The organism is Eudoraea sp. (assembly GCF_039969275.1).
Lineage (GTDB): Bacteria > Bacteroidota > Bacteroidia > Flavobacteriales > Flavobacteriaceae > Eudoraea.
Genome location: NZ_JBDVOC010000003.1, coordinates 66,620 through 89,006 on the forward strand (window position 1 = coordinate 66,620; position 22,387 = coordinate 89,006).

General features: G+C 35.9%; 19 protein-coding genes and 1 other RNA gene. 8 read left to right on the forward strand and 12 right to left on the reverse strand.

All coding sequences use genetic code 11. The features are described from left to right. Window positions 1–94: 94 nt before the first annotated feature. Window positions 95–1,381 carry a fumarylacetoacetase gene (fahA, locus tag ABJH90_RS01210; protein ID WP_348141746.1) on the reverse strand — a complete coding sequence of 429 codons (1,287 nt, stop codon included), beginning with the start codon at window positions 1,379–1,381 and terminating at the stop codon, window positions 95–97. 112 nt (window positions 1,382–1,493) lie between these two features. Here fahA and glyA point away from each other — a divergent pair, with 112 nt between their 5' ends. Beyond that, the gene (glyA, locus tag ABJH90_RS01215) at window positions 1,494–2,774 is read left to right on the forward strand and encodes a serine hydroxymethyltransferase (protein ID WP_348141747.1); all 1,281 of its coding nucleotides are present in this window, start codon (window positions 1,494–1,496) and stop codon (window positions 2,772–2,774) included. Between the two features lie 51 nt (window positions 2,775–2,825). On the opposite strand, the gene ABJH90_RS01220 is transcribed toward glyA, so the two are convergent. The 8 genes from ABJH90_RS01220 to ABJH90_RS01255 form a co-directional block, all read right to left on the reverse strand. Continuing rightward, entirely contained in the window at window positions 2,826–3,497 is a 672-nt protein-coding gene (locus ABJH90_RS01220; RefSeq protein ID WP_348141748.1) for a hypothetical protein, read from the reverse strand. Between the two features lie 161 nt (window positions 3,498–3,658). Beyond that, complete coding sequence (locus ABJH90_RS01225; protein WP_348141749.1) at window positions 3,659–4,330, reverse strand: response regulator; 672 nt, start codon at window positions 4,328–4,330, stop codon at window positions 3,659–3,661. Further along, on the reverse strand, window positions 4,327–6,432 hold the full coding sequence (locus ABJH90_RS01230; protein WP_348141750.1) for a tetratricopeptide repeat protein: 2,106 nt from the start codon (window positions 6,430–6,432) through the stop codon (window positions 4,327–4,329). The genes ABJH90_RS01225 and ABJH90_RS01230 overlap by 4 nt, the downstream gene beginning before the upstream one ends. A gap of 121 nt (window positions 6,433–6,553) precedes the next feature. Beyond that, window positions 6,554–6,700 carry a hypothetical protein gene (locus ABJH90_RS01235; RefSeq protein WP_348141751.1) on the reverse strand — a complete coding sequence of 49 codons (147 nt, stop codon included), beginning with the start codon at window positions 6,698–6,700 and terminating at the stop codon, window positions 6,554–6,556. 146 nt (window positions 6,701–6,846) lie between these two features. Further along, entirely contained in the window at window positions 6,847–7,578 is a 732-nt protein-coding gene (locus tag ABJH90_RS01240; RefSeq protein WP_348141752.1) for a LytTR family DNA-binding domain-containing protein, read from the reverse strand. 142 nt (window positions 7,579–7,720) lie between these two features. Further along, on the reverse strand, window positions 7,721–9,235 hold the full coding sequence (locus ABJH90_RS01245; RefSeq protein ID WP_348141753.1) for a hypothetical protein: 1,515 nt from the start codon (window positions 9,233–9,235) through the stop codon (window positions 7,721–7,723). Between the two features lie 39 nt (window positions 9,236–9,274). After that, window positions 9,275–9,685, reverse strand: coding sequence for a thioesterase family protein (locus ABJH90_RS01250; protein WP_348141754.1), 411 nt, complete (start codon window positions 9,683–9,685; stop codon window positions 9,275–9,277). A 1-nt stretch (window position 9,686) separates the two neighbouring features. Beyond that, the gene (locus ABJH90_RS01255; RefSeq protein WP_348141755.1) at window positions 9,687–10,733 is read right to left on the reverse strand and encodes a glutaminyl-peptide cyclotransferase; all 1,047 of its coding nucleotides are present in this window, start codon (window positions 10,731–10,733) and stop codon (window positions 9,687–9,689) included. Between the two features lie 145 nt (window positions 10,734–10,878). Here ABJH90_RS01255 and ffs point away from each other — a divergent pair. The 3 genes from ffs to fsa all read left to right on the forward strand — a co-directional run bounded on the left by ffs (window position 10,879) and on the right by fsa (window position 12,628). Beyond that, an RNA gene (ffs, locus tag ABJH90_RS01260) (signal recognition particle sRNA small type) lies at window positions 10,879–10,977 on the forward strand. Window positions 10,978–11,100: 123 nt separating this feature from the next. Further along, window positions 11,101–11,910 carry an SDR family oxidoreductase gene (locus ABJH90_RS01265; protein WP_348141756.1) on the forward strand — a complete coding sequence of 270 codons (810 nt, stop codon included), beginning with the start codon at window positions 11,101–11,103 and terminating at the stop codon, window positions 11,908–11,910. 64 nt (window positions 11,911–11,974) lie between these two features. Continuing rightward, entirely contained in the window at window positions 11,975–12,628 is a 654-nt protein-coding gene (fsa, locus tag ABJH90_RS01270) for a fructose-6-phosphate aldolase (protein WP_348141757.1), read from the forward strand. A 73-nt stretch (window positions 12,629–12,701) separates the two neighbouring features. On the opposite strand, the gene ABJH90_RS01275 is transcribed toward fsa, so the two are convergent. Next, complete coding sequence (locus tag ABJH90_RS01275) at window positions 12,702–14,081, reverse strand: transaldolase (RefSeq protein WP_348141758.1); 1,380 nt, start codon at window positions 14,079–14,081, stop codon at window positions 12,702–12,704. 175 nt (window positions 14,082–14,256) lie between these two features. Here ABJH90_RS01275 and ABJH90_RS01280 point away from each other — a divergent pair, with 175 nt between their 5' ends. Beyond that, on the forward strand, window positions 14,257–15,885 hold the full coding sequence (locus tag ABJH90_RS01280; RefSeq protein WP_348141759.1) for an ATP-binding cassette domain-containing protein: 1,629 nt from the start codon (window positions 14,257–14,259) through the stop codon (window positions 15,883–15,885). Between the two features lie 29 nt (window positions 15,886–15,914). Further along, entirely contained in the window at window positions 15,915–17,057 is a 1,143-nt protein-coding gene (locus ABJH90_RS01285; RefSeq protein WP_348141760.1) for a hypothetical protein, read from the forward strand. Window positions 17,058–17,111: 54 nt separating this feature from the next. Here the strand turns inward: ABJH90_RS01285 and ABJH90_RS01290 are convergent, their stop codons facing one another. Continuing rightward, complete coding sequence (locus tag ABJH90_RS01290) at window positions 17,112–17,828, reverse strand: hypothetical protein (RefSeq protein ID WP_348141761.1); 717 nt, start codon at window positions 17,826–17,828, stop codon at window positions 17,112–17,114. 202 nt (window positions 17,829–18,030) lie between these two features. On the opposite strand from ABJH90_RS01290, the gene ABJH90_RS01295 reads away from it, so the two are divergent. Continuing rightward, window positions 18,031–18,582 (forward strand): fasciclin domain-containing protein, encoded by a 552-nt coding sequence (locus ABJH90_RS01295; protein ID WP_348141762.1) that lies wholly within the window; start codon window positions 18,031–18,033, stop codon window positions 18,580–18,582. A 1-nt stretch (window position 18,583) separates the two neighbouring features. Here the strand turns inward: ABJH90_RS01295 and pheT are convergent, their stop codons facing one another. After that, entirely contained in the window at window positions 18,584–21,010 is a 2,427-nt protein-coding gene (pheT, locus tag ABJH90_RS01300) for a phenylalanine--tRNA ligase subunit beta (protein WP_348141763.1), read from the reverse strand. Window positions 21,011–21,179: 169 nt separating this feature from the next. Between pheT and ABJH90_RS01305 the strand changes: the two genes are divergently transcribed. Further along, window positions 21,180–22,358 (forward strand): TlpA disulfide reductase family protein, encoded by a 1,179-nt coding sequence (locus ABJH90_RS01305; protein WP_348141764.1) that lies wholly within the window; start codon window positions 21,180–21,182, stop codon window positions 22,356–22,358. Window positions 22,359–22,387: the final 29 nt, after the last annotated feature.

Consider the following 22,387-nt stretch of genomic DNA (forward strand, 5'->3'; position numbering starts at 1 on the left):
TTTTCAATAGCTGTGCCAAAACACATATACTTCATAACGAAAAACGATAATGTATCGTATAAATTCGGTAAAATGATCTTTTAGTTCACTGGATTTAAGGATTATCTTTTAGTGGAGGAAGCAATTTTGTCTCAACCTTACCAAACCCGATGCGCACACCATCTTTTTCACAAAATCCTTTTAAAGTTACAGTGTCGAAATCTTGAATTGACGTCCTTTTTTCACCATTCTGAAGGTTAACAGGCTTTGTTCCCTGCCACGCCAATTCTAGCATTGAGCCATAAGAATCAGGGGTTGTACCAGAAATTGTACCACTACCCATAAGATCGCCACTAAGTACCTTACAACCATTTGAGGTATGATGCGATAACTGTTGCGACATTGTCCAGTACATGTACTTAAAGTTCGATTTGGCAATCATCGAAGGATCTCCTCCCTCTGGGGCTATTGAAACTTCTAAATGAATATCATAGCTATTTTTTCCTTCTTTTTGAAGATATGGGAGGGGTTTGGGATCCTGTTTTGGACTTTCAACCCTAAAGGGTTCTAGAGCTTCTAGTGTAACGATCCAAGGAGAAATAGAAGAGGCAAAATTCTTTGCCATAAAAGGCCCAAGGGGTACATACTCCCATTTTTGGATATCCCTGGCACTCCAGTCGTTAAGTAAAACGAGTCCAAAAATATATTTTTCAGCCTCGTCTATGGGTATAGATTCCCCTAATTTATTCGCATCTGTTGTTATAAAGGCCATTTCCAATTCAAAGTCAACCATTTTAGAAGGTCCAAACTCTGGTTTGTCGGCCCCTTTGGGTAATGTCTGACCCATAGGTCTTCTAATATTCTTTCCACTGGGAATTATGGTGGAGCTTCTCCCGTGATAACCAATTGGGATATGCAACCAATTTGGTAACAAGGCATTTTCCGGATCGCGGAACATACTACCTATATTAGTCGCATGCTCTTTACTCGAATAAAAATCAGTATAATCTCCAATTTGCACAGGCAGTTGCATTTCTATCTCATCCAAGGTGAATAAAACAATCGTGCGGTGTTCCTGGTTTTCTTTTAGTATTGTACTGTTAATGTCGAAAATTTCACTAATCCTATTTCGCACTAAACGCCAGGTTTTACGACCATCTGAAATAAAATCGTTTAATGTGTCCTGAAGGAAAATATCATCAGTAAGTGGAATTCCATTAAAATAACCCAGTTGATGCAGTGCTCCAAGATCAATAGCATGATCCCCTATTCTTGTACCAATTGTAATGACATCATCCCGTGTCAGGAAAACACCAAAAGGAATATTCTGTATTGGAAAATCAGAATTAGGGGCCACGGGTAGCCAGGTTTTTTTGGATGGATCATTCGTTTTTGAAGACATGATATAATTGTTAATTTTTGTTTGATAAATTCCTAATCAAATATATTATTTTCTTCTTATTAACGTCTATCAATTTGTACTTTTACGCCTCAAATAATATAAGGATAACTTTATGCAACGCGACCATCAAATATTTAACTTAATTGACGAGGAAAAAGAACGGCAATTAAATGGGATAGAACTTATTGCTTCCGAAAATTTCACAAGTCCCCAGGTAATGGAAGCTGCGGGATCCGTTCTTACCAACAAATACGCTGAAGGATATCCAGGCAAGCGCTATTACGGCGGATGTGAAGTAGTTGATAAGGTTGAACAACTTGCAATAGACAGAGCAAAAGAATTGTTTGGGGCGGAATATGCAAATGTTCAACCGCATTCAGGATCACAGGCTAATGCGGCGGTCTACCAGGCATGTTTAAAACCCGGGGATACAATTTTAGGTTTTGATCTTTCACATGGGGGACATCTTACTCATGGTTCTCCTGTTAATTTTTCCGGAAAGCTTTACCGTCCGGTATTTTATGGTGTAGATGAAGAAACCGGGGTAATAAACTACGATAAAATTGAGGAAATAGCCAAAAAGGAACGCCCTAAGTTGATTATTGCAGGAGCTTCGGCTTATTCCCGGGATATGGATTTTAAAAGATTTAGGGAAATTGCTGATGGTGTAGATGCCCTTTTATTGGCAGATATTGCGCATCCTGCTGGTCTAATTGCTAAGGGAATTTTAAATGATCCGATACCACACTGTCATTTTGTTACGACAACAACGCACAAAACCCTTAGGGGCCCCAGAGGAGGGTTGATTTTAATGGGGCAGGATTTTGAAAACCCATTTGGTATTAGACTGAAAAATGGAAATTTAAGAAAAATGTCTGCCTTAATTAATCTAGCCGTTTTTCCGGGAAATCAGGGAGGGCCTTTGGAGCATATAATTGCAGCCAAGGCAATAGCATTTGGTGAAGCACTTTCAGATGACTTTTTGCATTATATGCTGCAGGTAAAGAAGAATGCTGAAGCCATGGCTGCGGCTTTTGTCGCTAAAGATTACAAGATAATTTCTGGAGGTACAGATAATCATATGATGCTTATAGATCTTCGTAATAAAAATATTACTGGAAAGGATGCTGAAAACATTCTGGTTAAAGCAGACATTACAGCAAATAAAAATATGGTTCCATTTGATGATAAATCGCCCTTTATAACTTCAGGAATTAGATTTGGAACTGCAGCTATAACTACCAGAGGTCTTAAAGAGCAGGATATGACGGCAATTGTAGATTTAATTGATGAAGTGATAACTCATCCGGAAGAAGAGGAAGTGGTTGTGAAGGTAAAAGAAAAAGTAAATAAATTAATGAAAAACCTTCCGTTATTTAATGGTGGACAGTAAAAACCGTTTAATGGAAAACCAATAGCCCTATTTATTGATTTTCCATTTTAATCAATGATGTAACATAAATAAGTCACCAAAAATGATTGATTTTTTGTTCAGGTCATAGATTACGGCATCTTTTTCAGAATCGAAATAGAGACCCCAATATTCAAAGTAGTCTTTCTTATTGTTATTTCCGTTTCTAATATTCTTTAGTTTATTGGCATTTTCAAAATGGTCTTCCTCAAAGACTGGAATATATATTTCATAAGGAGTTTCCGTAAGTCTTTTGGTAAAATAGACATAGTGTTTGGCAATAGTATGAAGAATCTTCCCAAATTGCTCTTCAATACTATTTTCATATATATTCTTAATGATAATTGAGGAATCTCTTAAAAAAATAGACAATTCTTCAATATCAATTCCCCTGTTGTTCAATTTATTCAAAGTTTTCAATGCCTTTGAAAAAGGGGAACTTTTAAACCAGCTATTCTTTGCGGGGTACGTTTTCCCCCAGGTTCCTTTTTGTAAATGAAAAAGAATTTCAACCAATTTTAGATTGCAATCCATTTCAATAACTAAATTTTGCCGTGCGCTATCAGAAGAGCAATTACGTATCGCTACATTGGCAAAATAATCTTTTTCCAAACTCTTTCTAAATTCGACCAATCCCTCAATTTGTGGGTTGTCGTCTAACTTAAGCCTAAGATTATATCTAAAATTATCCTGTTTGTTCGACATGCTAACAGAAAAATAATTTGGTTTATATCAAAATTAATTTTAAATAACAACAGTAGGCTATATAAAAACCATAGAATATATAAGGTTTCACTGCTATTTTGCAATTAAATAGTGGTCAAATAAAATAAATGGGTTTTCTTTCTTTGAAGAATGGAGAGAAATTAGATGAAACCTCTGTTTCTTGATTCGGTAATCAAGGCCTGATCGTTTTGCTTTTCAACCCCAAAAACCGCTTTCAAGTGGCGTTTTCTATTCTCTATACTTGGTAGCGATAAGGATACATGGTTGACCATATCTTTGGTTTTAGTACCTATAGACAGGTAATGAAGTATTTTTTTGTCTTTTTCATCAAGTACAATATCATCATTAGCCATCTTTTTACGGATGGCGGCAAGTGCTTTTTGCGTATAATAAGGGGGATTAGATATTACGGTGTTGACCATAGCCTGCAAAGACTTAGGATCTATTTCAGTTTTCACCATATATCCTTCGGGATCAACAGTTTTAAGAATACTGTTTATTCTGTAATTATCACTAAATGAGGACATAAAAACAATTTTTGTTTTTGGAATGGTCTTCCGTGCAAAGATTCCGATATCTTCCCCTGTTTTCACAGGTCCCTCACCTGATTGAGATAATTGAATGTCCAATAATAAGATGTCATACTGAAATGATGTAACCGAATTTTCAATTTTTTCAATAGCCTGATCGAACGATTTTGCCATATCCACGCGAACCTTGAAATCATCAAATTCTGTGTCCTCAAGGATAAATTTATAACCCATGGTGGTCATTTCATGATCATCTACCGCTAAAATCCTAATCGTATTCATTCCTGTGTTTTTTCTACTGTCCTAAATTTTTCTTCTCCGTTTATTTGAATTTCAATTTTTGATTCCGGTAAAAGGTAAGGCACCTTTACCGTTACAAGGGTTCCTTTTCCAGGTTTGCTCTTTAAACTCCAGTCCCCGTTTAATTTATTTACCCTGGAAGTAATATTCTTATGGCCAATCCCTTTTTTGCCTTTTTTATCATCAAAGCCTCGACCATTATCCTCTAAAGTAACTTTTAATACATGATCTGTTGAGTCCATTTCAAGATTAATTCTGGTAGCGGCGGCGTGTTTAATGCAATTTTGAAGACTTTCCTGTATGATCCTGTAGAGGTTAATTTTAATATCGCCACTTAAAGAATCCCAGTCAAGGCCTTCATCATAGTTAAAATGATACTCCAGATTAGCTGCTTCACAAATATTTTTCAACAAATCTTCAATGGATATTATAAAGTTATGGAATTTTTGATGAGAAGCATCGTTTAATTCGTGAGAAATTGTTCGTATCTCTTCCTGCACACCTTGTAGCTTTTCAATAGCCTCTCCACGCATGTTTATAGCACTAGTATCCGCTTTTTTGTTTAAGCCCAAAAGTATCATGCGAATACCGTTCATTTCACCCAATATGCCATCGTGAAGTTCCTCTGAAATTCGTTTCTGCTCAGTTTGTTTTCCCTCTTTCAATTTTTGGTTCTGGGCGAGCATCAGGTTAAAAATTTCCTGATTGGCCTCCTGCTGTTGTTGTTGAAATCTCAGATTCCGGTTTTTGGCGCGTTGCGAAATAATAATAAGGACTAAAATAGCCAATAAAAAAAGGCCTATAGCAATGCCTATCCATAACTGCCTTTGCCTTGCCAAAAGTTGGTTTTCGGCTATAAACTCATCCGTTTCAAATCGGATCCGGGCAAATTTGTTTCTAATCTTACGATCTTCTTCCTGCAGGCTATCATTTAAAACCAAATATTCCTTCAGATAAGACTGCGCATTTTCCGGGTCCAGTAATGGGTAAAGCTGCAATGTTTCAAGAATAAGCTTGTTATCATTGCTTTGTTTGGCTATTTCAAGAGCCTCCTGAGCATTTGTCATGGCTAATAAAGTATCTCTTTTAGCCAAATAGTACTCCGCTAAATGGAAGTGACTCATAGCAGTTTGTTCGAGATCATTCTCGTGGATATTAATTTCCAAAGCTTCTTTTAAATTGGCTTCGGAATTTTTCATATGACCAGTTTTAAATTGGCTAAAGGCTAGATTATCGAGAGCAAGGGCGTATCTATCTGGATTCTTAATCCGCAAACTATTTGTGCTTAATACCTCATTGAAATATGGAATAGCTTTTATATAATCTCCCTGTTCCTTATAGGAATTCCCAATATTATTGCTCAATGTGTTTTGATAATTGACGATCAATTCCTCTGGCAATTTATTGAGGTACTCCTCGGCTTCAGAAAAATAGTTCCGTGATTGTTCATATTCCTTTAAACTTTTGGCAAGAGTTCCCCATAAGTTATAAGAGAGGAACAATTGTTCATTATTTTCTACAGTTTGGAAGAGTTCAATGGCATTTATGAGGTTAATTTCAGCCCCGGTAAAATCCTTTATATCCTTTTGTATTACAGACATTCTAAGTAGTAACCGGCCACTGAGATTGTTGTCTTTTAAGCTGGCATAAATTTTTTCTGCCTGTCCGTATTCGTAAAAGGCACTGTCCTTAATAAAATTATTCTTATAAAAATCACCCAGATCCCAATGTGATACTGCGAGGACCGCAGAATCCTTAATTTCTTCAGAGAGAAACCGGGCCCTTTTGTTAATCCTTCTGAAATTTATAGAATCTTTTAGATTTAGATAAGCCAGGGAAAGTTTGGCGTAATAGTTCAACCTTAAGGAATCATTTAATTCACTGGTAGCATTGCTATAGGCTTTTAGTAAAAATTCGCTACGGGCCTTTAAAGGCAGGTTTACATCTGTACCATATTTGATCCAAAGCCGGATACTATCTGATTGGGGAACTGTACTATTTAATTGAGCAGATTGATTTTCTTTTTTACAGGAAAAAAAAAGAAGAAATAGCGATATTAGAAGTATATGTTTTTTACATACCATAACACTTAGAAACTAATTGCTTCTAATACAAGATAATTAAAAAGCCCTAAATACACTATTTAAGGCTTTTTAATTATTTATAAAATTTGAAGGGGTTGAATTTTTATATATAAATGTAGTATTAATTACCTCTACCTCCAACTGGGGTGTCATCACCGTCTGTTCCCTGTTCATATAGAGCCTGGTCTTCAGTGCTGTTATCTGCTTCACAGGAAAATAATCCGAAACTAAATACTACTATTGCGAAAATGCTTAAAACTTTTTTCATCTTTTTGATTTTTTAAGTGGTTAATTATTAATTGACTAGCATGAGACTAATCTAGTAGGATAGCCAAAAACTTATTGTGTAAAAAAAAAAGTAATAGTATACGTACCTAATCTATGAGTATTCGACAGGTTTTTGAAAGTATTCCTTTAATTGGAGGGAGAAATCGTGTTTTTTGATAAAATCTTTTTTAAGCCATCTATATTTTCTTTATATGATTTAGAGAAAGGCAGTTGCGTTTTCCTAATCTTTAAGAAGCATGTAGATTTTCCATAATTAATACCGGAGACATAATGGGTGTTAAGAATATAACTTTGGTGAACACGTATAAAATTGGAGGGTAACTGATTTTCAAAAGTCTTAAGGGTTTTATAGGCACTTATTTTGCTTCCGTCTTTCATAACAAAATCTGTTGCATTATTGTCTGCCCTTAAATAGAGTATCTCATTGGTATCCAGATATTGGTAATCATTGTAAGATTTAAGACAAAGTGTATGTGAAACATCTTCTTTTGGCAATTGTTTTTTTAAGCGTAACAAGGTCTTGCGTATATCAAATTCATTATAAGGCATCAGCCAGTAATCAAAGAAATTGTTTTTAATCGCATTGTATGCGTATTCTTTGCTTTTAGAGATCCCAATTAAAAACGGAATATTTTTAACATACTGATACAATTCAGTAACCATGTGGAAATATTCAAAAGCCTTGTCGTTCAGGTTAATAAAAACAACATCCGGAGTGTATTTGAGAATAGCATTTAAGCCATCTTCGCAGTTTCTGGCTTGACTATTACACACAAAATCCCCATAGTCCTCCAAATAGTGTTGCAACTGCAAATTTGAGGTGGCGTCGGAATCAATTATGGTATAAGAATACTCCATGCCGGGTTATTTGGGTACAAAGTAGTAAACCTATTTGAGAAGACACCCTATTTTTACCATAGAATAATTAAGGTTTTTCTACATAAAGTGTTGAAAATCAAGAATATTGAAAGAAAATTCCTTCAAATTTAACAAATGAAGCTTAATTCTGCTCTACAGTAATAAATTCATAGGCCCCAATATCGGGTTCGGAAGTACGATCTGTTCCCAGAATATCTAAGGGTACCTGTAATGCCGTTGCGGGGTCTGCTTTGCCAATTGCTGAAGAAGAATTACCCAGTCTGAAATCGTTCTTTGCAGTATTTAAAAAATCAGTATCCTCATTCAGGAAAACATTGTTGTAGTATGTTTCATTATCAAAATCATACAGGGGATCTGTATCAAATTGATTATTCGTATCGTTAAATTTAAGCAGGCAATTGGAGAAAGAAAAGTCAAACAAATTTGTCTCATTAGAATTTAATGAGAGTTCAAGAAATGTATTACCATCTACAATACAGTTTATAAAACTGGCAGTCAGGTCTTGTCCACTTGCACCTGTATCCTCAACAAGGTTATAATTACTGATTTGCAATGCGGCTCCCGATCTGAATCCGTTACTCCAATAATTAGCAATGGTACTATGCAGGAATGAATATCTACCTCCATTCTCGCAAACTAATGAGCCGTTCCCCGAATTACCCAGAACCATATTTTCTCCACTAATTGAGGAGGATCTGCTCCATATATTTATTGCCAGACTGTTATAGATCTGAGAATTACTAATGGTAAGTTTTGGTGGATCTAAGGAGGGGTCCCCTTCTACCAGCAATCCCACGGAAGCATTTCTGATAGTAAGATGGTTTATGGTATGGTTAATACTGCCGGGAGCCAACCAAATGGTTCCCCATTGTCCCGGCACCTCTGAGAACTCAGGTTCCAGGCGGTCACCCTCAAAAATCACTTCATTTTCCAAAAGAAGTGTATCCATGCTTAAAGTGCCGTTAACGCTAAGGGAAGCACCTTCCCCTATTAATATTCCTGAATCTTTGTGAAAGTGCACTCTGCTGCCTGCAGCTATATTAAGCGTTTTCTCTGATGCCACCCCCGCATATCCATAAATAACATAAGGTTTTTCATTGCTAAAGCTTAGTTGCTCATCGGTGAGCAGAAATCCTTCTATTCTAATTTCATTTCCATCTTTGTCCAGTCCTAAGAGTAAAGTTTCCTTAGTTCCATCTGCATTTTCCGCCGGATAAAGGAATATCGCGTCTTTGATTAAGCTAACCAATTGCACCTCCTGTTGCTTGGGCCCTTCATCAAAAAGGATGGCATCTGTATACAAAAATTCATTTAGGTTTAGTGCCGAAATATCAAAGGTTGTTTCTATAAAAATAAATAGACTGTCCTTTGCCATCAAAGGAACATTTTCAAATTCTTTACCGGCAACTCCATCTACATTTAATCTGTAGCTGCTGTTACTACCTTGTGCCAGCCGCACATTTGGGATTTGTATATCGTTATTTGATCGGTTGTAGACCTTTAGAGAATATGTACTACTGCCAATATTGGTAAAAACGGTATCTAAATAGACCGTATCCTTTGAAAACTCTAAATTGCCACTGCTGGTCTCGTATTGAAAATCCTTCCTGCAAGAACACCAGAGAAGTGTTATCAATAGGATTGGTATAATAAAAAGACTTTGGCGCATATCATATCAGCTAGGATTCCTTGTCACATCTGCAAAAATAGAACGAATTTCTTCTGAAATTCGTATGGGTTTGAGTGTTTCGGGATTAAGAAGGCACCATGTTGTTTCTGAATGTACCAAAAGAGCATTGGTTGCAGCGTTATACATCTCAACAACCCTTGTAGAAATTGCTCCTTTAGAATTTTCAATATATGTTTTAAGAAGAATAACATCACCCAAACCGGCGGCGCTTTTATAGGTTATGTTATGGTTGAGTACCACCCAAATAAAACGTTCCTGAATTTCTTTAGAAGTAAGGTGCTGCCAATGTTCTTTGGAAATATCCTGAATCCATTGTACATAGCGGACATTGTTTACATGATTTAGGTCATCAAGATCATCAGGTTGTACAACTAACGTTTTTTCAAAAGCCTCCATCTTATTTTTTCTTGATCCTTATTTCAAAGAGTTTGTCCCAGTTTTTCCCTGTGACAAAGAATGTGCCTCTTTTTGGGTTGTAGGCCACCCCGTTTAAAACATCAAGATTTTCATGTTTTTTAACTTTATTTTTCAATCCGGCCATATTAATTACCCCAACAATGGCTCCACTTTCCGCATCAATGATCATCATACTTTCCTTTTGCCAGACATTGGCATATATTTTTCCATCCACATATTCCAATTCGTTAGCTTTATTGAAAATGGATTTGTTGGTAACTATTTCAATATAACTTACTTCGGTGAGAGTCTCAGGATCTAATAACCAAATTTTTTCTGTACCGTCGCTTTTATAGATCATTTTTCCGTCATTACAGAGCCCCCAACCTTCTTTGCTTTCCCCATATTGAAATCTATTGAGCTCTTCAAAATCCTGAAGTCGGTATACAAAGCCCATGCTGCTGCGCCATGTGAGTTGATAAACTTTGTTATTTAAAATCGTAATTCCTTCTCCAAAATAATTTTTGGCCAGGTCTTTTTGCTGCAATATTTTACCGGTTTTGAAATCTATTTTCCTGATGAATGATTTGGCATTTCCACCACTACCAGTACTCTCATATAAGGTGTCATTGTAAAATTCTAATCCCTGGGTAAATGCATTTAAATCGTGTGGAAATTCATTGACAATTTCATAGGTGTAAATTTCGGGGGCTGTGCCAGATAAAACCTTTATCTTTTTAGTTATTTCTGCCGTATTTCCTTCATATTCAATAACAGCTTTAATTTCTTTTAGCCCTAAGCGTGTTACATCGAGACTTAATTTATCTTCCTTTATTTCCAAAATTTGCCCGTCGATTGAATAGCTGACGTTGTCAATTTTTTTTCCTTTTTTGTTCTTTATAGATACAGCGACGGACTCCAGATTTCTAAACTCCTTTGTTTTACCGGCGAACTCAATTTCAAATAGTTGTTTGGGTTTTTGATCCCCTTCGCAGGCTAAGAATAGAATGGCTATTGCAAGTGGGATGAAAAACTTGATGAAATTCATAAAGGACTGTACTTCTATGGGTTAAGATTAATGAGCCTGATGTTGTGGCTTCTCTGAGCAAAAGTATTATTTATTAAATGCTTTTGGGCTAAAATAAGAATGTAAAACGATTGCCCCAAATTTAAATTGATCGTATATTTGCACGAGGCAAGTCCTACACGACCAGCTCCCTCTGAATCCCCCAGGGTGGGAACGCAGCAAGGGTACGAGGTTGTAGCGGTGCGATGTAGGTAGCTTGCCTTTTTTTATGCGGTTTATTTTGTGTTTTTGACGGGTTCTTCTAATCCATATAATTCTCTACTCGAGTTCTGAATCTAGATTTCAGTATTTTCTTTCTCTTCTTTTTATTTGTTTATTTGCAAGGTATATGAGACAAAAAATTGTTTTAATTACCGGTGGTTCCTCGGGTATTGGCAGATCTATTGGTTTGTATCTTCAATCCAAGGGATATAAGGTATATGGAACCACGCGTAACTTGCAGAACTATCTTGAATTTTCAGATTTTAAACTTATAGAATTAGATGTTAGAGATAATGCCAGTATTACATTGGCTATAGATAATTTAATTGATTCGGAGGGCTATCTGGATGTACTTATAAATAATGCGGGAATTGGAATAACCGGGCCAATTGAGGAAACGCCCGAAGCTGAAATAAAAAAAGCTTTTGACACCAATTTTCACGGACCTATTAATGTGGCCAGAGTTGCATTACCACAGATGCGAAAGCAAAATTCAGGGCTAATAATAAATATTACCTCCATAGCAGGATATATGGGATTGCCTTATAGGGGAATTTATTCTGCCAGCAAAGGTGCTTTAGAAATACTTACAGAAGCCCTGAGAATGGAGACCAAAGACTTTGGTATTAAGATTACGAACTTGGCTCCTGGTGATTTTGCAACGAATATAGCCGCCGGCCGTTACCATACCCCTGCAAATAGCACTTCGCCATATTATAAATCATATAGTAAAACATTGAACATAATAGATGATCATGTACAGGAAGGTCAGGATCCAATAAGGGTAGCGGAAATGGTGTTTAAAATTATTAATACCACAAATCCAAAAATTCATTATAAGGTAGGAAGTCCCATGCAGAAATTTTCATTGGTTTTAAAGAAAATATTGCCTGATAAAGTTTATGAACGCTTGTTATTGAATCATTATAAATTGTAGTTTTGTACGCTGCATAAAAAAGTAAAAACACAACTACCAAGAGTTGTATAAACAATAGAAAAACATGAAATTTTTTATAGATACCGCTAATTTAGATCAAATTAAAGACGCTCAGGAGCTTGGCGTTTTAGATGGGGTTACTACAAACCCTTCATTAATGGCAAAGGAGGGGATCACAGGAAAAAATAATATCTTAAAACACTATGTGGATATATGCAACATTGTTGATGGCGATGTATCTGCCGAAGTAATTGCAACAGATTTGCAGGGAATGATCAAAGAAGGGGAGGCGCTGGCAGATTTACACGAACAGATTGTTGTCAAGGTGCCTATGATCCGAGATGGTGTAAAAGCACTTAAATATTTTGCAGACAAGGGCATTCGAACAAATTGCACGCTGGTTTTTTCAGCGGGACAAGCCCTTTTAGCGGCAAAAGCAGGAGCTACTTATGTTTCACCGTTTATAGGAAGATTAGACGATATATCTACAGACGGATTAAATCTTATTTCGGAAATAAGGCATATTTATGACAATTATGGGTATGAAACGGAAATTTTAGCTGCTTCAATAAGACATACTATGCATATTATTGACTGTGCTAAAGTAGGTGCTGATGTTATGACCGGTCCTTTATCTGCTATTGAAGGTCTGCTAAAACATCCCTTAACAGATATAGGGTTAGCAAAGTTTTTAGCGGATTATAATAAGGGAAATTAATTCAATAATTTCATTTGGGTAAACCGGCGATGATTATCTATAATCGTTTGTTCCACCAAACAAACTAGGTACGCTAGAAAGAGGTATAAACGTTAGCAAAAGCATCTACAATAATGCCATCATTTGTAATGATACCTCTATTTGGATCATAGACAATTAGGGTATGCGCAACATCTTCAAAATTCTCTGTCCAAAATTGCTCGCTTTTATCTAGTTGTGAAACTTCGACCATATTATTCCATCGGGAATGTTCAGTTCTTACATTTAGACCAATAAAAGTATACTCCGGATATTTTTCTTTCAATAAATTAATGCGCTTAATCATATTAGTAAAATGCCTTTTTTCTGGCGCTGACCAAAAGTAAAATACAACCTGTCTGTCTTTTCCAAGGTCCTTTATAGAAACCTTATTACCATCAGAATCAAATACCAAGAGTTCCGGGAGTTCTTTCTGAGGTTGTAAATTTCTTATACCATCATATAGTCCGTTAATTTCATGTATGTGCCTATTATTCCCCGACATTTGATGAAATTCCTTAATGAAAATTTCAATATTTTCCTCTTTGTCATATTTAAGCAAATAATCCATTGCAACATTCCTGAATAAATTATCTCTAAGCTCATTTTGCTTTATTAGACTGTCTATCAACATTAATTTGTGTTGATTAAAATGAAGCTGGTTTTTGGCCATCTTAATCTGTGTTCCACAGCCTTTCTTGCAATCCATATATGAAAGGTTGCCTAAATGATACTTCATGAAATTATAATATGGCCGATAATAACATAGGCCATTATGATCATAATTGATATCGGCGCGATAGTCATAAAAATCAGGTGGAAGATCATGAATAGATTTCTCACCCTTTTTCTTTTTATGATAAAATGGATAGGCCTCTTTGAAGATAAAAGAAGTATACATAATACCTGCTCTGGCTATTTCCATAGCACCATCCGAAAGCTCAGCCTCAGATGAAAGGTTGTTTAGCGATTCAAGCTTTAATTTTTTTAAGGAGTCTATTTTTAATGTAAATTCTTCAGGTTCAAGGCTATAGTATTTATAAATCAACTCTTCTTCCAATTCATTGGCCAGGAACATTTCCAAAAGAAAGTTATTCACCGGTTCATTTGTTCCCGAAAAAACAAGTGATTCATCAAAATCAATTGTATTTAGCCTTAATTGTAAACTATCACCTTGCTCTAAAAACACGTATTGCTCTTCCGGAAAGTGGTAAAAATGATGAAGACCCTCATCTACTGAATCCAATTGAAAGGAGAATCTGTTATTCTCATCAAGACGTGCTGTGTCTAAAACCACGTCTCCTTTAAACAAGACAACATACTCGCTGGAAGGATTTACAATTTCACCACCAAAATAAACCTTTGGAGATTTCTTTTCAGCGGTATTACAAGCTGCCAGTAAAAAAATAATAAAATATAGTAAAGTTTTATTCATATAATTTTCGCTGCCTACAGTATACAAAACTAGGCAAACCAACAGGTTGAAGCTGTTAAGGCGCAGTTAAAAGTTCACAATCATTGTTAATTGGGAAAGCCTTTATTCGCATGGAGGATTATTGCTACTTAGGATTATTTTTCCCTATTTTTGCAAAAATTTTAAAAATACAAGTATGTTATCTGTTTCCAATTTATCAGTTCAATTTGGTAAAAGAATACTTTTTGATGAAGTAAATGTTAGCTTCACACAAGGCAACTGTTATGGTATCATTGGTGCTAATGGCGCAGGGAAATCTACTTTTTTAAAGATACTCTCCGGTGAAATTGACCCAACTTCAGGTAAGGTAAACCTTGAACCGGGTCGTCGTATGTCTGTTTTGGAGCAAAATCATAATGCCTATGATGATATAGCAGTGCTGGAAACTGTGGTTATGGGAAACAAACCTTTATATAAAATTAAAAAAGAGATAGATGCTCTTTATGCCGACTACACTGATGAAAATGCGGATAAAATTGGAGAGCTGCAGGTTACCTTTGAGGAAATGAATGGCTGGAACGCTGATAGCGATGCAGCTACCTTGTTATCAAATTTGGGAATTCAGGAAGTATTGCATTATACCTTAATGTCTGAACTTGATTCAAAATTAAAAGTTCGTGTTCTCCTTGCCCAGGCTTTATTTGGAAATCCTGATGTTTTAATAATGGATGAGCCCACTAATGATTTGGACTATGAAACCATTACATGGTTAGAAAATTTCCTGGCTTCTTATGATAATACGGTAATTGTAGTGTCTCATGACCGCCATTTTCTGGATGCGGTTTGTACTAATATTTCCGATATAGATTTTGGTAAAATCAATTCCTTTTCCGGTAATTACTCCTTTTGGTATGAGAGCAGTCAATTAGCAGCCAGGCAAAGGGCACAACAAAACAAGAAAGCAGAAGACAAGGCTAAAGAATTACAAGAGTTTATTCGACGATTTAGTGCCAATGTCGCTAAAAGCAAGCAGGCAACTTCAAGAAAAAAAATGTTGGAAAAACTTAAGATTGAGGACATCAAACCGTCAAGTAGGAGATACCCTGCAATAATTTTTGAACAGGAAAGGGAAGCCGGTGACCAAATTTTAAATATTGAAAATTTAGCTGCAAGTTCTGAGGATGGGGAATTATTGTTCCAAAACTTAAATCTGAATTTAGCTAAAGGAGATAAAGTAACCATTTTGTCCAGAGATTCCAGGGCAACAACGGCTTTTTATGAAATTATCAACGGCAAAAGAAAAGCTGATAGTGGTAAATATCACTGGGGAATTACAACTGCACAATCGTATTTGCCTGCTGATAATTCTGATTATTTCAACGAAAATTTGAATTTGGTGGATTGGTTGCGGCAATGGGCCAAAACCGAAGAGGAAAGAGAGGAAGTATATATACGTGGGTTTTTAGGTAAAATGTTGTTCAGTGGTGAGGAGGCATTAAAAAAGTGTACGGTTCTATCTGGTGGTGAAAAAGTACGATGTATGCTTAGTAGAATGATGATGATCAGGGCTAACGTACTGATGTTAGATGAACCTACTAACCACCTTGATCTTGAAAGTATAACAGCCTTTAATAATTCGCTTAACAATTTTAAGGGCACAGTTATATTCACTACTCATGATCATCAATTCGCTCAAACCGTGGCAAATAGGATCGTGGAATTGACTCCAAAAGATACTATAGACAGATATTTAACGTTTGATGAATATATGTCTGACAAGGCTATAAGGGAACAACGTGATAAAATGTATGCAATACCCGTATAGCTGAATAGGACCTCCCAAATCCTAATGCTATGCAAACCTACAGAATTTACTTTCTATTGCTGGCCCTTTTTATGCTGGGCTGTAGTGATAATACTGGAGAAGATCAGAATATAAAAGAAGATTTACCGAATGTTGATGCCAATTACTCACTATTGGTGCAATCTAATGAAGTTTTATCGCTTATTAATTTGGATGCCGATGCTGAGACTATCTTTTTAGATCCAGGGGTAAGTGAATTTGAAGCTATTTCTTCCCCTGCAGTTACTTACAGAGATGGTAACGAAATAAGTATTTTTAATTCTCAAACGGATTGTTCAGGCAGAATTTCCCTATATGATTTTAAAAATGACACCTTACAAAAAACGGTCGTCTTTGATGATTTGGGAAATTGCGATCTTATTATTCGGGCACTTGCCCATTCCGGAAATATCTTCTACGTTGGGTATGAGGTTCCCGGGAAAGGAGCCAAAGAGACACTTTATTATATTCGAATAATTGATACTTCAATTTCAGAACCTGAATTTGTTGATATTGTACTGGATAAAAGACCTTTACAGGCAGTTTTTTCAAATAATCAGGTATTTATTTTATCAGAGGATATAGAAGATGATAATAAAAATAGCTTGATAGTGCTTGATACCGGGATTGAAGAATTAGCAGCTGATATAAATCTCGGATTTGAGGTACAAAGAATTTTTAAATCCGATGATGGCAACATAATAGTAAGTTATCCTGAATTACATAATTTTATTAGTAGTTCTACATTGGCGGTAACCGCAACCATTCGCTATGAAGAAGATAAGGAACCTAGATTCGGAGATTCTAAGGCCTTCTATTACGATGATATAGGGAATCTTTATTATTCAATGCCCACGAATTTTTCCGGGACTTCATATCCAAATATTCCGGCTGTTTATGAATTTGAAAATAATACTGCAATTCTTTATTACTATGAGAATTTTTTATCAGAACAGGAACAATTAGTTGAATTCCAAATTGGTGATACCAGTATGGTATCATATGATGCCAAAAACAACCTTATTTTAATTGGATATCGGAAATCAGGAGATCCCGGTAAGGGGGGACTATTGCGCGTCAGACCTATTCCCAACCCTGCATTTATTGATAATATTGATCTGAATGGAGTACCTTTTCAGATGTATACCAACTAATTTGACGCCGTAAGGAAAAGTTAATACTTATGTCAATTTCTCTGGTATATGAGTTCAAGCGTTAAAATATTTACTATTCCAAATAGCGGGATTAAAATTCTTACCCAAAGCGAATCCATAGAAAATAACTACAGCGGCTATAGATTTGAACATAAAAAAGAATATTATCATGAATTCCATCTGAGAATTTGATTTTGAAAAAAGGCCGTTAGGAATAAAGAGTGTAGTTAGCCAACTAATAAAAACTACAAGTAATGTAAGGTTGACAATATTCTTAAATGGCCAAACCAGAATTCTGCGTAATGGATGCAAGTCATTACCCCATTTATCAATTAAATAAAAATATCCATTGCCAATAGCAGCAAATAATAGGGGATCATCTTTATCGGCTAATTTGAAAAGTTTTGATGGGGCGACTATTTTAAAGCCTTCAATTTCAATAATATGCTTTTGTTCCAGTAGTTTTATCTTATCAATGGTTTTATCCGGAATCGGACCTTTAAAATATTTTGAGTCAAGAAAACGAAGTCTGTAGTTAATGCAGATTTCCTTTATTTGATCAATGTGAAAAATCCTGTCTGTTTCTAAAAGATCAAATTTGAAATTATTTTCAATTCTATTGGCATTACCAGATATTTTTTTCAGAATTTTTACTTCTTTTTCGGAAGATTTCTGCAAGAGTGAGTATACTTCATTAATAAGTTGTTCTTCGGAGGACCGAAGTTTAGCTTTATAGAGTTGTTCCCGAATATTTGTGGGTTTTAATAACATGGGTTTCTTTTTCTCGCAATTGATTCAAAAATAATGAATTGAACTTATGAAACAAATGCTGTTTAAGAATTGATCAATGTTAATACTTTGTTAAATTCTATGAAATGCATTTTCACTTATATGATTGTGTCGGCCATAATTGTATCTTGTCGGCTAAGCTGTACCGTTCATCGATAATCAAGAATAATTCAAATTAGACACCATGAAACTTTTGGCAACCCCCCTAAGCCTACTTGCCTTATTGACCTCTTTTGCTACTTTTTCTCAAACTTCCCTTGCCTCCGTAAACAATGATCTTTTAAAAAAAACAATTATTCGGAGCACTGAAGAATCTCAAATTCACAAAATGCTTCTTGTGGCTGTAAAAGCTGCAGATCTTGAAGAAACGCTCGCTAGTGATGGGCCATTTACAGTTTTTGCTCCTTCGGACGGCGCCTTTGAAAAAATGTCTGCAGATAAAATAGCTTCACTCTTAAGACCCGAAAACAAAAGAGCTTTACAATCTTTGGTTACTTACCATATCGTTGCCGGTAACTTTACAGCTTCTAAAATATTAAAGGCAATGTGCAGGGGTAAAGGTAGTGCCAGTTTAACCACAGTTCAGGGTAATGAGCTATTGGCCACGATGGACGGCCTGGATATTATTTTAACCGATTGTTTTGGAAATATAGCCAGGATAACCTCTGCAGATGCCAATCAGAGCAATGGAGTAATCCATGTAATTGACAGCGTAATTTTGCCAAATCAATTGTAACCTAACGTAACTCTGCCCCCAACTCTTTTTCAAAGCGCTGTTGCAGTTTTTTCATAATCTTATCGATCTGCTTGTCCGTTAATGTTTTACGGGCGTCCCCAATTGTAAATCCTACGGCATATGATTTTTTTTCCGGAGGAAGATTTTTTCCGGTATAAACGTCAAAAAGAGTAATATTTTTCAGTAGATTTCTTTCCGTATCGAAGGCAATAGTTTTGATTTCATCGAATGTTATACCCATGTCCAATAATAAAGCTAAATCTCTTTTTACCTCAGGAAATCTCGGAATTTTCTCAAAAATTATTTCGTTTTTACTGATGATTTCTGATAAGGCGTCCCAATTAAAATCAGCATAAAAAACTTCTTGTTTAATATCAAATTCTTTTAAAATAGATTTTTGAACTATTCCAAAGGATACCAGTTCGGTTTTACTTTTTTTCAGGCTGAGGCCTTCAAGGAAAATGTCATTCTGTTCGTAAAAAGATTCGTAATCCGCAATACCAAGGCGTGCTAAAACCTGTTCAACTACTGCTTTTAGAAAATAAAAGTCTGTAGGCTTGGAGGGAGAGATCCAGCTGTTTTCATTTCGGGTTCCGGTTACAATTAATGATAAGTGCCTGCTCTCTATATAATCCGATTTCGAGTTCTGATATGTTTTTCCAAACTCGAACAAATTCAGGTTCTGTTTTTTTCGGTTTATATTATAAGCCACTGTTTCTAACGCTGAAAACAGCATGGTTTGTCTCAAAACTGACAAATCTGCACTTAATGGATTTAACATGGCAACGCCAGATTTTTCAGAATTATTACCCAGAAATTTGTCATAATTAGGACTGGTAAGGCTATTGGTTAAAATTTCATAAAAACCTCTTGAGGCCAGCATGTCGCCAATTAGTTTTTCGAGTTTATGATCTTCAAATCTTGTACTGGTAGCAATAGAAGCATTCAACTTTTCTTTGAAATCAATATTGTTGTATCCGTAAACTCGCAAAATTTCTTCAATTACATCCACTTCTCTTTGTACATCTACCCTGTAAAATGGAATGAGAAGCCCTAATCCGGATTCGGTAGAATTTTTAACCTGGATATCCAAGGACGCCAATATTGACTTAATTGTATCTGCGGGTATTTTTTGACCTATCAAGGTGTCAATTCTTTCGAAAGAAAGAAACACCTGATAATCATCTTTCTTTCGAGGATAAAGATCTACGACGTCCGAAGTAATATCTCCCCCGGTAATCTCACTTATCAATAAAGCTGCCCTTCGCAAGCAATATTCAGTATTATTTATATCTACACCTCTTTCAAAACGAAAAGACGCATCAGTATTTAATCCGTGCCGTTTGGCCGTTTTCCTAATTGAAATGGGATCAAAATATGCACTTTCAAGAAATATTGATTTGGTATTTTCAGTTACGCCAGTATTAATTCCTCCAAAAACTCCGGCAATGCACATGGGTTTCTCATCATCACATATCATCAAGTCCTCTTCATCTAATGTGCGTTCTTCACCATCAAGGGTCATAAATTTAGTTCCGGCTGGTAAAGTTTTTACAATAATCTTTTTACCACTGATTCTATCGGCATCAAATGCATGTAAGGGTTGCCCCAATTCATGAAGCACGTAATTTGTAGCGTCTACGACATTATTAATAGGGCTAAGACCAATTGCTTGCATTCTATTTTTTAACCAGTCTGGAGACGGCTGAACAATAAGATTACTAAGTGTTACTCCACAATACCTAGGTGCTAGTTTATTATTTTCAACCGAAACAGCTATTTTTAATGATCTGTTTTCAACATTAAAATTACTTACCGAAGGAGTGATAAGTTCTGTATGAATATCTCTCTGTTTAAGCCCTGCTTTCAGATCCCTCGCCACTCCATGATGACTCATAGCGTCAGCCCTGTTTGGTGTTAAGCCGATTTCAAAGATTTCATCTTTCTCTATTTCAAATACTTCAGAACAAGCCGTTCCCGGGATGAGGACCTCACTTAAAACCATAATACCGTCATGGCTATCGCCTAAACCTAACTCATCTTCAGCACAAATCATTCCATGACTCTCAACTCCTCGAATCTTTCCTTTCTTAATTACCAGGGTCTTTCCTTCATTGGAATATAGCGTAGAACCTATAGTGGCAACAGGAACCATTTGTCCCTTCGCTACGTTTGGTGCGCCACAAACTATCTGAACAGGTTTTTCTAAACCAATATCAACTGTTGTCAGCTTTAGCCTATCGGCATCAGGATGCTTTTCACAACTCAGGACATGGCCTACTACTATACCCTCTAAAGAACCAGGAATAGACTCGAATTGGGAAATACCTTCTACTTCAAGTCCTAAATTGGTTAGAAGTCCCCCTGTTTTTTCTGCTTCCCAGTCGAGCTTAAGAAACTGTTTTAACCAGTTATAGGAAATTTTCATTGGCTAGTTTTAGCCTTCAAAGATAAAACAAAGGTCTTACACATTCAATATACTAGAGGCCGAATAGCTTTATTTTTTAATAAGGGATTTTAATCGTTATTTCGCATTAAATATTAGAACCAATCCAATGAGAGGATTTTACTATTTTTCCATGCTATTTTTAACTATAATGTCTTGTGCCAAACAGGATAGTCAACCGCTTAGGGAAGGGATTTGGTTAGCTCAATTGGAAGTGATGGATCAAGAGCTTCTACCTTTTAATTTTAATTTAAAAAAAATTGAATCGGGATATGTTATAGATGTTTATAATGCGGGAGAAACTGTTCAGGTCGATGAGATTGAAATCCATAATGACAGCATAAAAATTAAAATGCCTGCATTTGAGGGCTATATCTCGGGAACTTTTAATGATTCAGTTATAAGTGGCGAATTTATAAAAGAAAGCCTTGATAGAATTGTACCATTTCATGCGGTATTTGGTGATAGCATTAGATTTCATAGCTCAGCAAATGCCAGGGTAAATGTTTCCGGGATATGGGAAACCAAATTTAGCCCGGATTCTGAAGATGAGTATTTGGCCAAGGGTATTTTCTCACAACAAGTCAACAAGGTTAGTGGTACTTTTAGAACAAACACGGGTGATTATAGATATTTAGAAGGGATAGTAGATGGGGATAGTTTGAAACTCTCAACTTTTGATGGTGCTCACGCTTTTTTGTTTACAGCTAAGGCGACAGATAGTAGTTTAAGCGGAACTTTTTATTCTGGAAATCATTTTAAAGAACCTTTTACCGCCTACAGGAATGAAAGCTTTGAATTAGCTGACGAAGAATCTCTAACCTTTTTGAATGATGGGTATGAAGAATTGCAGTTTTCGTTTCCAAATACCGATGATTCCCTAATTTCCCTCGAGGACTCCAGATTTAAGGAAAAAGTTATAGTCGTTCAAATTATGGGAACCTGGTGTCCCAATTGCCTTGATGAAACCAAATTTTTGTCAGATTACGTAAAAACCAAAAATCATGACAATTTTGAAGTGGTTGCCCTGGCTTTCGAATACGCCAAGACCAAAGACCTGGCTTTTAAAGGCATAGAAAGACTAAAAAGTAGAGTAGGGGTGCCTTATCCAATTCTTCTGGCGCAATATGCTAGTTCGAGTAAAAGCAAAGCGAACGAAAAACTACCAATGTTAAATCATGTTTTATCATATCCTACAACAATCTTTATTGATAAAAAGGGAAAGGTAAGGAAGATACATACTGGATTTAACGGACCGGCCACAGGCCAAAAGTATATTGATTTTAAAGAAGATTTTGATCAATATATTGAATTGCTGTTAAGCGAATAATTCAAACTTCAAATTTGAAAGTCTGGGAC